This window comes from Micromonospora sp. DT178 (genome assembly GCF_049841695.1).
Lineage (GTDB): Bacteria > Actinomycetota > Actinomycetes > Mycobacteriales > Micromonosporaceae > Micromonospora.
This window is the reverse complement of sequence record NZ_JBNCKV010000001.1, coordinates 150,176-164,000: the sequence shown is the minus strand read 5'-3', so window position 1 is coordinate 164,000 and position 13,825 is coordinate 150,176. Positions and strand designations below refer to the sequence as shown.

The 13,825-nt window shown below is 74.0% G+C and carries 13 protein-coding genes; 4 read left to right on the top strand and 9 right to left on the bottom strand.

Annotation, left to right across the window (positions count from 1 at the left end):
- Positions 1-135: 135 nt before the first annotated feature.
- Positions 136-735: a ClpP family protease gene (locus ACLQ22_RS00805; protein WP_425690608.1), complete on the top strand. Its 600-nt coding sequence runs from the start codon at positions 136-138 to the stop codon at positions 733-735.
- Positions 736-975: 240 nt separating this feature from the next.
- Positions 976-1,638 carry a class I SAM-dependent DNA methyltransferase gene (locus ACLQ22_RS00800; RefSeq protein ID WP_425690607.1) on the top strand — a complete coding sequence of 221 codons (663 nt, stop codon included), beginning with the start codon at positions 976-978 and terminating at the stop codon, positions 1,636-1,638.
- 9 nt (positions 1,639-1,647) lie between these two features.
- Here ACLQ22_RS00800 and ACLQ22_RS00795 read toward each other — a convergent pair whose 3' ends face one another.
- Genes ACLQ22_RS00795 through ACLQ22_RS00770 form a run of 6 tightly spaced genes read right to left on the bottom strand, consistent with a single transcriptional unit; the run spans position 1,648 to position 7,254 of the window.
- Complete coding sequence (locus ACLQ22_RS00795; RefSeq protein WP_425690606.1) at positions 1,648-2,625, bottom strand: zinc-binding dehydrogenase; 978 nt, start codon at positions 2,623-2,625, stop codon at positions 1,648-1,650.
- Between the two features lie 50 nt (positions 2,626-2,675).
- Entirely contained in the window at positions 2,676-3,452 is a 777-nt protein-coding gene (locus ACLQ22_RS00790; protein WP_425690605.1) for an ABC transporter ATP-binding protein, read from the bottom strand.
- Positions 3,449-4,468, bottom strand: coding sequence for a FecCD family ABC transporter permease (locus ACLQ22_RS00785; RefSeq protein WP_425690604.1), 1,020 nt, complete (start codon positions 4,466-4,468; stop codon positions 3,449-3,451). The genes ACLQ22_RS00790 and ACLQ22_RS00785 overlap by 4 nt, the downstream gene beginning before the upstream one ends.
- Complete coding sequence (locus ACLQ22_RS00780) at positions 4,465-5,454, bottom strand: FecCD family ABC transporter permease (RefSeq protein WP_425690603.1); 990 nt, start codon at positions 5,452-5,454, stop codon at positions 4,465-4,467. The genes ACLQ22_RS00785 and ACLQ22_RS00780 overlap by 4 nt, the downstream gene beginning before the upstream one ends.
- Complete coding sequence (locus ACLQ22_RS00775; protein ID WP_425690602.1) at positions 5,444-6,259, bottom strand: siderophore-interacting protein; 816 nt, start codon at positions 6,257-6,259, stop codon at positions 5,444-5,446. The genes ACLQ22_RS00780 and ACLQ22_RS00775 overlap by 11 nt, the downstream gene beginning before the upstream one ends.
- On the bottom strand, positions 6,256-7,254 hold the full coding sequence (locus tag ACLQ22_RS00770; RefSeq protein WP_425690601.1) for an ABC transporter substrate-binding protein: 999 nt from the start codon (positions 7,252-7,254) through the stop codon (positions 6,256-6,258). Before ACLQ22_RS00770 ends, ACLQ22_RS00775 begins: the two co-directional genes overlap by 4 nt.
- A gap of 104 nt (positions 7,255-7,358) precedes the next feature.
- Between ACLQ22_RS00770 and ACLQ22_RS00765 the strand changes: the two genes are divergently transcribed.
- Positions 7,359-8,216: a helix-turn-helix transcriptional regulator gene (locus tag ACLQ22_RS00765; RefSeq protein WP_425690600.1), complete on the top strand. Its 858-nt coding sequence runs from the start codon at positions 7,359-7,361 to the stop codon at positions 8,214-8,216.
- 190 nt (positions 8,217-8,406) lie between these two features.
- A complete protein-coding gene (locus ACLQ22_RS00760) occupies positions 8,407-8,802 on the top strand; it encodes a RidA family protein (RefSeq protein ID WP_151455537.1) in 396 nt (131 codons plus the stop codon).
- Positions 8,803-8,911: 109 nt separating this feature from the next.
- Here ACLQ22_RS00760 and ACLQ22_RS00755 read toward each other — a convergent pair whose 3' ends face one another.
- From ACLQ22_RS00755 to ACLQ22_RS00745, 3 genes are read right to left on the bottom strand one after another with little or no spacing between them, the layout of a single operon-like run.
- Positions 8,912-10,786 (bottom strand): BTAD domain-containing putative transcriptional regulator, encoded by a 1,875-nt coding sequence (locus ACLQ22_RS00755; RefSeq protein ID WP_425690599.1) that lies wholly within the window; start codon positions 10,784-10,786, stop codon positions 8,912-8,914.
- 41 nt (positions 10,787-10,827) lie between these two features.
- Positions 10,828-12,378, bottom strand: a complete 1,551-nt coding sequence (locus ACLQ22_RS00750; protein WP_425690598.1) for an amino acid adenylation domain-containing protein — start codon at positions 12,376-12,378, stop codon at positions 10,828-10,830.
- Positions 12,375-13,733, bottom strand: coding sequence for an MFS transporter (locus ACLQ22_RS00745; protein WP_425690597.1), 1,359 nt, complete (start codon positions 13,731-13,733; stop codon positions 12,375-12,377). The genes ACLQ22_RS00750 and ACLQ22_RS00745 overlap by 4 nt, the downstream gene beginning before the upstream one ends.
- Between the last annotated feature and the right edge of the window lie 92 nt (positions 13,734-13,825).

Below are 13,825 nucleotides of genomic sequence, written 5' to 3'. Positions count from 1 at the left end.
CGGCCGGTTCTGCCGTCGGCTGATCTGCCGCCGGCAGAATCATTGGCCCCGCGGGTGGCGTTCCGCGCAGGCTGGAGGTGCCGGTCCCCGGGCGCCCTCCGGTCGCCCGCCGGCAGTGCCGGAAGGGCGGACGCGATGATCGGTCTCGACGTGCGGATGTTGGACGGCGGGCAGCCGTCCTTCGGCGACCAGGTGTTCGACCGGCTGCTGAAGGAGCGGATCATCTTCCTCGGCACGGAGGTCACCGACGCCTCGGCGAACCAGATCTGCGCCCAGATGCTGCTGCTCGCCGCCGAGGACCCGGAGCGGGACATCGTGCTCTACATCAACTCGCCGGGTGGCTCGGTGAGCGCGGGCATGGCCGTCTACGACACGATGCGGTTCGTCCGCAACGACGTGGCCACGGTGGCGCTCGGCTTCGCCGGCTCGATGGGGCAGTTCCTGCTCTGCGCGGGCACGGCCGGCAAGCGTTACGCGCTGCCCCACTCGCGGATCATGATGCACCAGCCGTCCGGCGGGATCGGCGGCACCGCCGCCGACATCACGATCCAGGCGGAGAACATGCTGCACGTGAAGCGGACCATGCAGGAGCTGATCGCGCGGCACAGCGGGCGCAGCCTGGAGGAGATCCAGCGGGACTGGGACCGCGACCGGTGGTTCACCGCCGAGGAGGCCCGCGAGTACGGCCTGATCGACCGGGTGGTCACGAAGGCCGAGCAGCTCCCGGCGAGCTGACGGACCGGGCCGCGACGGGAGGTGGCGACACCGGCGTCGGACGCGCCCCCTCGATCCGCGTCCGACCTCCGGTACGCGATGGCCATCGCCGTGCTGGCCGCCGATACGACGGAGCCTATTCCCGCCAGTGGGAATCCGCGCGGACTGCCGGCGTAGCGTCTTGTACACGAATCTCGTTACACGAATCTCGCTACGTCCTGCGGCCCCGCCCGCACGAGGGCGCCGGTAGCGTGCCTGGGCGTGACCGAACCGGAGCACCTGCACGACACCCGATCGTCCTACGACACCCTGGCCGTCGACTACGCCGAACGGTTCCAGGACGAGCTGGTCGCCAACCCGTGGGAGCGCGCGGTCCTCACCGCCTTCGCCGACCTCGTACGCGCCGCCGGGAACGGGCCCGTCGCCGACGTCGGCTGCGGCCCCGGCCGGCTCACCGGGTACCTGCACGGGCTCGGGCTGGACGCGTTCGGCATCGACCTCTCCCCGCGGATGGTCGAGGTCGCCCGCCGGGCCCACCCCGACCTGCGCTTCGAGGTGGGCGCGATGCCCGGCCTGGAGCTGCCCGACGCCTCCCTCGGCGGCGTCGTGGCCTGGTACTCGACCATCCACGTCCCGGACGACCTGCTCCCGGCCACCTTCGCCGACTTCCACCGGGCGTTGACGCCCGGCGGCCACCTGGTCCTGGCGTTCCAGGTCGGCGACGAGCCGCTGCACCTGACCGAGGCGTTCGGCCACCCGGTCTCGCTGGACTTCCGGCGCCGCCGACCCGACCGGGTCGCCGACCTGCTGGCCGACGCGGGGCTGGACGTCCGCGTCCGGCTGGTACGCGAGCCCGAGACCTTCGGCAGCCAGCCGGAGCGCACGCCGCAGGCGTACCTGGTGGCCCGCCGGCCGGCCGGCTGAGGCGCCGGGTCAGCCCGCGCCGGTCAGCACCACCTTGCCGAGCGCCCGGCGCCCCTCCAGGTCGGCGTGCGCGGTGGCGGCGTCGGCCAGCGGGTAGGTCGAGACCAGCGGTCGCCACCAGCCCTGCCCGGCCAGCTCGAGCGACCGGGCGGCCAGCGCCGGGATGCCGCCGGGCAGGGCGCGGATCCGCTGCCCCAGCCAGCCCACGGTCAGGCCCCGGCCGACGACGTCGTCGGTGCCGATCCGGGTTGCCTCGCCTGCCGACCAGCCGAACATCATGAACCGGCCGCCCGGGCTCGTCAGCTCCAGGGCGGTCCGGCCGACCGTCCCGCCCACCCCGTCGTACACCAGGCTCAGGCCGCCGACCCGGTCCCGCACCACGTCGGCCCAGTCCGGGCGGCCGTAGTCCACCACGAGGTCCGCGCCCAGCTCGCGCAGCTTCGCCGTCCGGTCGGCCCCGCGCGCCGCCGCCACCACGGTGGCGCCGGTCGTCCGCGCGGCCTGCGCCAGCAGCCAGCCGACCCCGCCGGCCGCCGACGGCACGAAGACGACGTCGTCCGCCGTCGGCGGTTCCAGCTCGAAGATCCCGAGGGCCGTCCGGCCCGTGCCGACCGCGGCCACCGCCTCGGCGTCGGTCAACCCAGGCGGTACGGCGTACAGCGACGCGACGGCGGTGACCGCCTGCTCGGCGTACCCGCCCGGCACCATGCCCAGGTGCGCGACGACCCGCCTGCCGCGCCACGACCCGTCCACGCCCTCGCCCAGCCCGTCGACGACGCCGGCGACCTCCCGACCGGGGACGGTGGGCAGGTCGGGCAACGGCATCGGGCCGCCGGCCTCGCCCCGGCGCAGGGTCGTGTCGAGCAGGTGCACGCCGCTGGCCGACACGGCGATCCGGACCTGGCCGGGGTCGGGTGTCAGGTCGGGCAGGTCGTCGAGCACCAGGTTTCCGGGGGGACCGAACTCGTGAAGCCGAATGGCGCGCATGCCCCCATCCGACAACCTCAATCCCGCTTCAGGTCAACCCTCGCGGGGCGCTAGACGGTCGGCACCACCATCGGGGTGCCGGTCGCCGGGTTCGGTATCACCATGCTCGGCAGGCCGAACACCTCCCGCATGAGGGCGGCGTCCACCACGTCGGCCGGCGGTCCCTGCGCGACGACCCGGCCGTCCTTCATCGCCACGACGTGGTCGGCAAACCGGCACGCCTGGTTGATGTCGTGCAGGACGGCGACGATGGTGCGCCCCTCGTCGCGCAGCCGCGCGAAGAGGGCCAGCAGCTCGTACTGGTGGGTGATGTCGAGGAAGGTGGTGGGCTCGTCCAGCAGCAGGTACGGCGTCTCCTGCGCCAGCACCATCGCGATCCAGACCCGTTGCCGCTGGCCCCCGGAGAGTTCCTCGACGGGCCGCTCGGCCAGGTCCGTGACGCCGGCCACCGCCATGGCCGACCGGACGGCCTCCTCGTCGGCGGCCGACCCGGTGGCCAGCAGCGACTGGTGCGGGTACCGGCCCCGGGCGACGAGCCGCCGGACGACGATGTTCTCCGGCGCGACGAGGCCCTGGGGCAGGAACCCGACCTGCCGGGCGAACCGCTTCGGCCGGTGCCCGGCGACGTCCCGGCCGTCGAGGCGGACCGTGCCCGACGACGGCGTGAGCAGCCGGACGAACGCCTTCAGCAGCGTCGACTTCCCGCACGCGTTGGGCCCCACGATGGCCGTGAACGCGCCGTCCGGCACGGCCAGGCTCACCCGCGTCGACACCACCCGCTCGCCGTAGCCGAGCGTGACGTCCTCCGCGGTCAGGCGGTTCGTCACCGTCGTTTCACCTCCATGCCGAGCAGCCAGATGAGATAGCAGCCGCCGATGGCCGTGGTCACCACGCCGACCGGCAGCGCGACCGGCGCGAGCAGCACCTGCGCGACGAGATCGGCGGCCAGCAGCAGCACCGCGCCGGTCAGCGCCGCCGGCACCAGCGGCACACCGGCGGCCCGCGCGAGCCGGCGGCCGATCTGGGGCGCGGCGAGGGCGATGAACACCACCGGCCCGGCGACCGCGGTCACGGTCGCGGTGCAGCCGACGCCGGCCAGGACCATCAGCAGCCGGAGCCGGCCCAGGCGTACGCCGGTGGTGCGGGCGACCTCGTCGCCCAGCGCCGCCTGGTGCATGGCGTGCGAGATCGCGACGAGCAGCAGCACGAACAGGCCGATGACGACGAACGGGAGCCGGACCTCGGCCCAGTCGACGCCGTTGAGCGAGCCGGCGTTCCACCCGGTCGCGGCGAGCGCCACGTCGACCTCGGCCCGCAGGACGATCCAGGAGTTGAGCGCGGTCAGCATCGCGTTGACGGCGATCCCGACGACGACCAGCCTCAGGCCGCTGAGCCCGACGTCCAGCGACAGCACGTAGATGAGCGCGGCGGCCAGCAGCCCGCCGGCCACCGAGCCCGCCGCGAGCTGCCCGGCGGTGCCGTTCAGCACCGTGATCGCCACCAGCGCGCCGGTGTACGCGCCCGCGTCGAGGCCGATGACGTCCGGGCTGCCCAGCGCGTTGCGGGTCAGGTTCTGGAAGACCGCCCCGGCCAGCCCGAGGGAGGCGCCGAAGACGAGCGCCGCGGCCACCCGGGGCAGCCGCCACTCCCGGATGACGAAGGCCGACTCGCCGCCCCGGGTGAGGGCGGTGAACACCTCCGCCGGGGTGGCCCAGTCCTGCCCCTGGCAGAGGCCCAGCAGGGCGAGGGCCGCCGCGAGCGCGACGAGCGCCGACGACACGACGGCCGTGCGTCGTTCGACCTCGACCACGACCGGCCCCGCCCGCAGCGTCAGCGTGCTCACAGCGCCGCCGCGCCGTAACGACGGACGGCCCAGATCAGCACGGGGCCACCCAGGAACGCCGTCACGATCGACACCGGGACCTCGCCCGTGGGCAGCAGGACCCGCGAGCCGACGTCGGCGACGAGCAGCAGGATCGGCCCGAGCAGCATCGAGTAGGCCATGATCCACGGAATCGAGTCGACCGCCAGCCGCCGCGCCAGGTGCGGCACCATGAGACCGACGAACGCGATCGGCCCGGCGACGGCCGTGGCGACGCCGGTGAGCAGGGTGACCAGCACCAGGACGGTGACCCGGATCCGCGTCACGTGGGCCCCGAGCGCGTGGGCGACGTGCTCGCCGAGGGCCAGCGTGTTCAGCGGCCGGGCGGCGGCCGTCGCGGCGACCAGGGCGGCCACGGTCACCAGCGCGGGCAGCGCCAACGGCGTCTGCTCGGTGCCGGCCAGCGCCCCCACCGACCAGAACCGGTACCGGTCGAAGGCGTCGGGGAAGGTCAGCCGCAGGCCGAGCGAGACGCCCATCAGGACCCAGCTCAGCGCGACGCCGGCGAGGACCAGCCGCAGCGGCGAGGCCCGCCCGACGGCGTAGACCGCGACTGAGGCGAGGGCGGAACCGGCGACCGCGAGCCCGAGCTGGCCGGCCTGCGACCCGGCGACGCCCGCCAGGACGCCCACGTTGATCGCGAAGCCGGCCCCGGCGGTCACGCCGAGGATCCCGGGCTCGGCCAGCGGGTTGCGGGTCAGGGCCTGGATCAGCACGCCGGCCGCGCCGAGGGCGGCGCCGACGCAGACGCCGAGGATCGTGCGGGGCAGCCGGATGTCGCGTACGACGAGGTGGTCGGCGGTGCCCGCGAAGTCGGTGAGCGCCCGCCACACCTCGGCCGGCGCGACGGGGCGCGCGCCCACGGCCATGCTCGCGCCCGCCGCGACGACGAGCAGCGCGGCGGACACGAGCAGGAGGGTCGCCCGTCGGGGCAGCTCAGTCTTCAAGCCCGGCGATCCCGCGTTTCCAGTACCCGGTGACCAGCGAGTCGAGGCGGTCCCGGCTCCACGCACGCAGCGGTTTGATGTCGGTCGCCTCGCCGGCCGCGAACAGGAACGTCCGCCCGGCCGGCAGGCGCAGCGACCGCACCTCCTCCGCGAGCGTCGACCCGGCGCCCCCGCGCACCAGCCACGTCAACGCCACGCCGTCGCGCGGCGCCAGCGGGTAGTCCCGCTCGGCGGCGTCGTCGACCTCGGCCACCACGTGCGCCGACACGTCGGCCGGCGCCTCCTCCAGCCACCGGGCGACGGCCGGCAGGGCGGTGGCGTCGACCGCGAAGACGTAGTGGTCGTAGGTGTGCGGGAACGCCTTCGCCCCGGGCGGGCCCGCGACCGTCACCTCGTCGCCCACCGCCGCCGTCGCCGCCCACGTCGAGGCCAGGCCGCCGTCGTGCAGCACGAAGTCCAGGTCGAGTTCGTGGGCGGCGGGGTCGTACCGGCGCACGGTGTACTTCCGGGTGACCGGAAAGGGGCGGGGCCAGTCGAGCATCCCCTGCCCGTCCGGGACGGGGTCGCGCTGGGTGCCGTCCGGATCGGGAAAGACGATCCGGACATGGTCGTCGGCCTGGTACGTGTGGAAACCGGCGAGACCCGGCCCACCGAGGGTCAGCCGCAGCATGCGCGGAGTCACCGACCGCCGGGCGACGACCCGGACACGTCGTACGCCGATGGGGTAGCCGATCCGGGCGGTCCCGCTGCCGGCACGGTGGTGGGCGGCGACCCGACCGGCGGGGTCGTGACGGTCGGCGGTCATCGGGCGAGCAGCGGCGCGAACGCCTTGTCCAGGGCTTCGAGGGTCGTGAGCGCGGACTCGTAGGTCGACGCCTCCGTGTGCGCCAGCGGGAACACCCGGCCCGCCTTGACCGCGGGCAGCTCCTTCCACAGCGCGGAGTCGAGGACGTGCTTCACCGCCTCACCCGGGGAGCCGTCGGCCTCGAGCGTGTACGTGATGGCGTCGGCCTCGCCGAGGCTCTCCGGCAACTCCTCCAGCGCCGGATACTCGGTCACGTCGAGTGCGCCCCCGCCCTTCTCCTTGACCTGCCCGTAGTAGTTCACGCCCACGTCCTGGGCGATGTTGGTGCCCCACGAACCGGCGAACTCGCGGTGGAACGTGCCCTTGGCGACCTCGCCGTAGGCGCCCAGGTGGCCGAACTTCAGGCGGCTGAGCACGTCGCCGTACCTGGCCTTCAGCTCCCCCGCCCGCTTCTCGTACGCCTGCCTGGTCGCCTCGAAGTGGGCCGCGCGGCCGGCGGCGTCGACCTGCTTGCGGGACACCTCGCGCCAGGCGTCCGGCAGCTTGGGGCCGATCGCGACGACGGGAGCGATGCTCTCCAGCCGCTTCATGTCGATGTCGCCGAGGACCGGCTTCGGCACCCCGATCACGATGAGGTCCGGCTTGGCGGCGGCGATGGCCTCGTAGTTGGTCTCGGCGGCCAACTCGCCGGCGACCTTGGGCAGCCGGTCGTAGGTGGCCCGGTCCTGCTCGGTCATCATCGTCAGGCCGCGCTTCCAGGTCGAGATCCCGACCAGGGCGGCGTCCGCCTCGATGAGGACCGGCACCGCGTACCCGGTGGCGACGACCCGCTCGGGGTCGACCGGGATGTTGATCTCGCCGTTGTCGGCGGCGAAGACGCGGGTGTCGGAGGCGCCGTCGGACGTCGCGGATTCGGCGCCGTCGGATCCGCAACCGGTGACCACGGCGAGCGCCAGGGCGGCGGCGGCCAGGCGCCAGTGCTGTCGTACGGACATCTACTGTTCCTTCGAGGGGCTGCAAGGGGGTGGCAGCCCCACTGGGCTGCGAAGCTTAGGCTAGCCTTACCAACGTTTCCGGGATGTCGACGAGAGGTCAACCCATGTCGGGGAGAGGTCAGGTCACCGTCACGGACTCCCTCGGGGCGGACCCGGTCAGCTGCGAGGAGTTCGGCTACGGCCTCGGCCGGCCCGACGGCATCCTCGTCCTGAGATACCGCTCGGTGGCCCGCCTGGCGTTCGGCGAGAGCCGGCAGGACTTCCTGCACCAGCTCTACTGGTCGCCCGACGGCCTGCTCTCCGCCCGCCACGGCCGGCACACCGGCTTCATCGGCCCCGACGAGGTCTTCTGGGCCCACCGGGCGGTGACCCACGAGGTGCACGCGGCGGACCGGCAGACCGTCTACCGGATCTGCCTGCGCGAGGTGCCGGCCGCCCTGGACGGGCTGCGGGCCGGGGCCGCCCCGATCGACGCCGAGGCCGCCCGGCTCGTCCTCGCGCTCACCGACCCGGAGTACGACGAGCGCGACGCGCCTGAGGCGCGCCGCCGCATCATGGCCGGCATCGGCACCCCGCCCCAGCCCGTCGACGACCGGCAGTCGGGCCGCCCCGGCGTCGCGGCCACGGTCGCCCTGGCGCTGGCACACGACCCGGGCGACACCACCGGCCTCGCCGAGTGGGCCGAACGCCTGCACGTCAGCGTCAAGACCCTGCAACGCGACTTCACCCGCGAGTTCGGCATGTCGTACTCGCAGTGGCGGACCCGGTTGCGCCTGCGTGCCTCGCTGGCGCTGCTGGAGACGCGGCCCGTCGGCGAGGTCGCCCACCGCATCGGCTACGCCAGCCCGTCCGCCTTCATCGCCGCCTTCGCCCGGGAGTACGGCTACACGCCGGGCCGCGCCGCCGCGATGAGGCACGCCTCCGACGAGCCCCTGCCCCGGACGCGGAGGGCCTCCTCGTAGCCCTCCCGCCCGACCCCGGCGGGGAACATCCCGCGCGCGGGGAGGTTGGGCGAGACCCCGCTCCGGGTACCAGAAGGAGCCCGGACGGGACGCCGTCGCGGTCCGTCCGGGATTCGGTCCCCCGGGACGACCTTTAGACTAAGGTCACAGTCCGTAATCCGGATTCCCCGGACAATCGGAAGGACTACACGTGATCGAGACCATGCAGATGAGGCCGATCAACCCCGAGTCGGTGCCGGAGGCCACGGGCGGTTACCACAACGCGCTGGAGGTCCAGACCGCCGGACGGATGCTGTTCATCAGCGGGCAGATCCCCCAGTCCCGGGACGGCCACGTCCCGGCCACCCCTGAGGCGCAGTGCCGACTGGTCTGGGACAACATCCGGGCCGTCCTCGCCGACGCCGGCATGGACGTCGACAATCTGGTCAAGGTCACCACGTTCCTGGCCGACCGCCGGCACGCCGACGTCAACACCAAGGTCCGCAACGAGGTGCTCGGCGCGCACCGTCCGGCCCTGACGGTGATCGTCACCGGGATCTTCGACCCGGAGTGGATCATCGAGATCGAGGCGATCGCCGTCGCCTGACCGGCCGTCCGACGACCGGCCCGCCGACGACCAGCCGCCCGCATCCGGCCCACCGGCGCCCGGGCCGTGGGCAGCCGGGCCGCCGCACCCCGGGCCCGCTCGGGTCGGCTCACCGGCGCGGTCGGGCGGTCGTGGTGGGATGCTGCCCGTGCAGGGCGACGACCTGGTCGCACTCCGGGCTGCGGCCGAGTTCACGCACGTGGGCCCGGACGAGCTGGGGGATCCGGTAGCGGCCGTCCGGCAGCGCCTCGGCGAGCCCCGCGTCGACCAGGCGTTCGGCGGCGACCTCGGCGGCGGCCATCGGCTGGCCCGACAGCGCGGCGAGGTTCGCCACGCTGACCAGGCCCCGGTCCAGCCGGCTCAGCAGCCGCAGGGCCCGCAGCGCCACACCGTCGCCGTCGCCGTACCGGGTCAGCACCCGCACCGCGCCGGCGAGGCAGTCCCGGATCGTCATCGACTCGCAGACCAGGGCGTCGAGCCGGGCGGCGGGATCGGCCAGCCGGGCGGCGAAGGCGGCGAGAGACCAGTTCTGCCGCGTCGCCAGCCGGGCGGCCGCGATCCGCAGGGCCAGGGGCAGCGCGTCACAGCACGCCACGAGCGCGCGCGCCGCCTCGGGCTCGACGTCCACCCGCTCGACGCCGAGGTGGTACCGGAGCATGTCGAGCGCGTCGTCCGTGTCCAGGGAGCCGACGGAGACCCGGGTGGCGCCGTCGAGGGTGGTCATCCCGGACCGCGAGGTGACGATCAGGGCGCTGCCGACGGGCACCGGCCCGAGGACGCGCACCTCCGCGGCGGTAGCCACGTCGTCGAGGACGACCAGGACCCGACGGCCGGTCAACAGGGCCGACCAGCCCGACGCGGGGTGGTCGCCCGTCGGCGACGACAGCCCGAGCGCCTCGGCCACGACGCGCACCGCCCGGGCGGCCTCCGCCGGCCCGTCGGGTGTCCCCCCGCCCATGGGTACGAACACCGACCCGCCCGGATGCTCCGCGGCCAGCTCGTGCGCGGCGCGTACCGCCAGGGCCGTCTTGCCGGCGCCGGCCAGGCCCTGGACCACGCCCGGCCGCCCCGACCGCACGCCCCTGACCAGCCGGCCCAGCTCGGAGCCCCGCCCGTGCAGGGGCACCGGATCGGCGGGGAACCGGGAGGCCGGCGGGCCCGGCGTGACCACCCGGACGGGTGGGCGGGCCCCGGGGTGGTGCAGCCACAGCGCCGGATCGTTGCGCAGGATCCGCTGTTCCAGGTCGCGCAGGGACTCGCTGGGCTCGATGCCCAGCTCGTCGACCAGCAATCGCCGCAGGTCGCGGTACGCGCCCAGGGCGACCGCCTGCTGGCCGTCGCGGTACAGGGCGGTCATCAGGTGGGCGTGCAGGCGCTCCCGCAGAGGATGCTGGCTGACGAGCACCTTGAGTTCCGGCAGCAGCATGCTGTGCCGGCCCAGCTCCAGCTCGGCGCCGATGCGGGCCTCTACCGTCGCGATCCGGGTCTCCTCCAGACGGGCCACCTCGGCCATCACCAGCGGGGTCGGTCGGACGTCGGCCAGCGGGGCGCCACGCCACAGCGCCAGCGCCGCGTCGAACCCCTCGACGGCGGCGTCCGGCAGGCCGGCCGCGAGATCGGCGTGGGCCTGCCTGATCAGCCGCTCGCACTCGCCGATGTCGATCGTCTCGGCGGCGACCAACAGGCGGTAGCCGGGACTGCGGGTGGTCAGGACACGGCCGTCGCGGTCGTTCAGGGCGCGGCGCAGCCGCCACGCGTACCCGGCGACGAGGCCGCTGGCCGAGGCCGGCGGGTTGTCGTCCCAGAGCTCGGCCACCAGTTGTTCGAGCGACACCACCTGGTCGGCCTTGAGCAGCAGCATCGCCAGCAGCGCGCGCTGTTTCGCCGAGCCGATCCCCCGCCACTGGACGCCGTCGTGGAACTCCACCGGCCCCATCAACCGGAAGCGCGGGCGGGCGGGCGGTGCATGCGGCGGGATGGGCATCTCTGCTCTCGATTCGTGAGCGTGGTGGGAGTCGGTGCCGCTCAGACCAGTCCGACGTCCGCTGCCAGCCGCCGGCGGTCGACCTTGCCGTTGGCGTTGACCGGGAAGAACTCGACCCGGTGGTACCGCGCCGGCGCCATGTAGGGCGGCAGGTGGTCGGCCACCAGGGCCGCCAGGGCCGCCTCCGCCACGGTGTCGCAGGTGTAGAGCGCGTGCAGCTCGACCCCTCCGGCACCGGGCAACGCCAGGACGACGACGTCGTGCACCCCCGGGTGCCGGCGCAGGACTGACTCGATCTCACCCAGCTCGATCCGGTAGCCGTGGATCTTGACCTGGTCGTCGAGCCGGCCCAGGTGGACCAGTTCACCGCCCTCCCGACGGACCCGGTCGCCCGTCCGGTACCAGCTCCGCGGGCCGGGCGGGCCACCGACCGGGACCGTCCGGTGCCCGTCGTGGTCGACGAACCGGCCGTGGTTCTGCGCGGCGTCGAGGTAGCCGTCGAACCGCTGGCCGCCCCGCACGCAGAGTTCGCCGTCGTCTCCGGCGGCCCCGTCGGCCGCCAGCAGGACCCCCTCCAGGTGCGGATGGATCCGCCCGATCGGCACGGTGTCGTTGCTGGTGCGGGGCCACCGCGCCGGATCGGCGGGGAGCTGGTAGCGGGTGCAGGTGACGGTGAGTTCGGTGGGCCCGTACAGGTTCTCCAGGGTGCTGCCCGGCGCGGCGTCCGCCCACGCCCGCGCCTGGGCCAGGGTGAGCTGCTCACCGGCGAACAGGCTCCACCGCAGGCCCGGCATGCTGCCGGGCCGCAGGGTGCGCAGGCGGCGGGCCAGGGAGATCACCGACGGTACCGAGAACCAGTGGGTGATCCGGTTGTCGTTGACGTAGCGGACGGGAGCCAGGGTGTCGCCGGGCGCGGCGACCACCAGCAGCGCGCCGGACAGCCAGGCGACGAACATGTCGAACACCGACGGGTCGAAGGTCAGCTCGAAGGTCTGCGACAGCCGTGACCCCGGCCCCACCCGGTAGGCCTGCACGCAGTGCGCGAGGTACGGGGTGAGGTTACGGTGCCGGATCGGCACCCCCTTGGGCGTGCCGGTGGAGCCGGAGGTGAACAGGGTGTAGGCGACGTCGTCGGGGCCGCCGGCGTACGCGTCCGTCCACCGCTCGGCCGGCACGTCGTACCAGCGCTGCTCCGGGGTGTCGGGCAGGTGCAGGACGCCGGCCGGCCCGACCGCCTCGTCGGCCACCCGCCGGCCCGCGTCGTCGGCGAGCAGGGCGTCCACCCCGGCGTGGGCGCAGGTCCGCCGGATCCGTTCCGCCGGCGCGTCGGGGCCCAGCGGCACGACGGTCGCGGCCAGCCGCAGCGTGGCGAGATAGCCGACGTACGCCGCGAGGCTGCGCGACGCGCAGAGCCCGACGACCCGGGGCGGGCGGCCGTGCAGGGCGACCAGCCGGGTGGCCAGCCGCTCGACCCGGTCCAGGAGTTCGGCGTACGTCAGCTCGTGCCCGGCGACGCGCAGCGCCGGGGCGTCGGGATGCCGGCGGACGGCGTCGGTGAACCCCTGGAAGAGGGTCCGGCCGTCCGCGCTCACCGGGAGCCGCCGGTGGTCGCCGCCTCCGGCAGGTCCCCGCCGTCGTCGGCGGTGCCGGCGCCCCCGCTTTCGTCCGGGCCGCCGGACGCCGGCGCGGCGGTCGGGCCGTCGACCTCGGCGATCCGCTCCGCCGTGACCACCTTGAAGAACGGGTAGATCAGCAGCACGCAGAGCACCGCGAAGAAGCCGAACGCCACCTGGTAGGAGAAGACCTGGGCGAGGATGCCGGCGAGGATCGCGGCGACCGGGGTCATGCCCCAGGCCACGAGGCGGCTCGCGGCGCTGAACCGGCCGAGCATGTCGGCCGGCACCAGCGACTGCGTGATGAACCGGGAGTTGACCGTCCACATCGTGCCGCCGGCACCGGCGACGAACGCCGCGGCGCCGATGACCCAGGCGCTGGACGGCGCGGCGGGCAGCAGCGCGGGGGCCGCGACGAGGGCGAAGGCGCCGACGATGTCGGTGAACATGGACCAGCGTCGGCCGATCCACCGGTTGACCGGCCCGACGATGACGGTGCCGATCACCCCGCCCGCGCCGAGGCAGGTGAGCAGGAAGCCGTACTGCCGTTCGTCGAGGCCGAGCGGGCCGCCCACGGCGTAGACCGGGATGAGGGCGAGCCACGCCGCCCAGCAGCCGGCCATGATCGCGATGAGCAGCGCCATCGTCCGGAGCAGCCGATGCTGCCAGAGGAACCGGATGCCCTCGCGGATGTCCTCGTTGACCGATCGCTTGCGGGTGGTGGCGGCCACCTTGAAGTTGCCGACCAGCAGGAGCAGCAGGACCGCGCCGGCCACGTACGCGAAGCCGGTGACGCCGAGCGCCAACCCGAATCCGATCGCCACCAGGAAGCCGCCGATCGGCTGCCCGGCGAAGCCGTTGAACAGGTATTCCAGGGCGGTGATCCGCGCGTTGGCGGTCTCCCAACGGTGTTTCGGCACGGCCGACGGGACGATGGAGGCTCCCGCGATCCCGGCCACCACGTCGGCCAGGCCGATCACCAGGGCGGCGGCGTAGATCAGCGCCAGGGTGGGGCTCGCGGCGAGCACGGCGACGAGGAGCGCGCCGACGGAGACCATCCGCGCGATCTCGGCGGCCATCAGCAGGGCCCGCCGGTCCATCCGGTCGACGAAGACCCCGACGTGCAGCGCGGCCACCAACCACGGCAGGCTCATGATGGCCGCGACGGCGGTGACCACGACGGGCGATCGACTGATCTGGGCGGCGAGCAGCGGGAGGGCGATCCGGGCCACCGCGTCGGCGATGTTCGTGGTGCCCGTGAAGATGACCAGAATCCATTCGTTTCGCCTGGCTCCGGGCGGATCCGCCTGCGCTGTGGTTTGAGCTGTGGCCACGACAATCCCTCACACGGTCTTGAATTAGGAGAAGTGAATGGGAACTCTGCCGCGAAGTGCGCACACCACCCGGACAAACGATAAGGGACCAT

Bases quoted from the DNA above. Each gene is read 5' to 3' on its own strand.
- ACLQ22_RS00805 (WP_425690608.1), top strand. From the start codon at position 136: ATGATCGGTCTCGACGTGCGGATGTTGGACGGCGGGCAGCCGTCCTTC.
- ACLQ22_RS00795 (WP_425690606.1), bottom strand. From the start codon at position 2,625: ATGCGCGCCATTCGGCTTCACGAGTTCGGTCCCCCCGGAAACCTGGTG.
- ACLQ22_RS00775 (WP_425690602.1), bottom strand. From the start codon at position 6,259: ATGACCGCCGACCGTCACGACCCCGCCGGTCGGGTCGCCGCCCACCAC.
- ACLQ22_RS00770 (WP_425690601.1), bottom strand. From the start codon at position 7,254: ATGTCCGTACGACAGCACTGGCGCCTGGCCGCCGCCGCCCTGGCGCTC.
- ACLQ22_RS00765 (WP_425690600.1), top strand. From the start codon at position 7,359: ATGTCGGGGAGAGGTCAGGTCACCGTCACGGACTCCCTCGGGGCGGAC.
- ACLQ22_RS00755 (WP_425690599.1), bottom strand. From the start codon at position 10,786: ATGCCCATCCCGCCGCATGCACCGCCCGCCCGCCCGCGCTTCCGGTTG.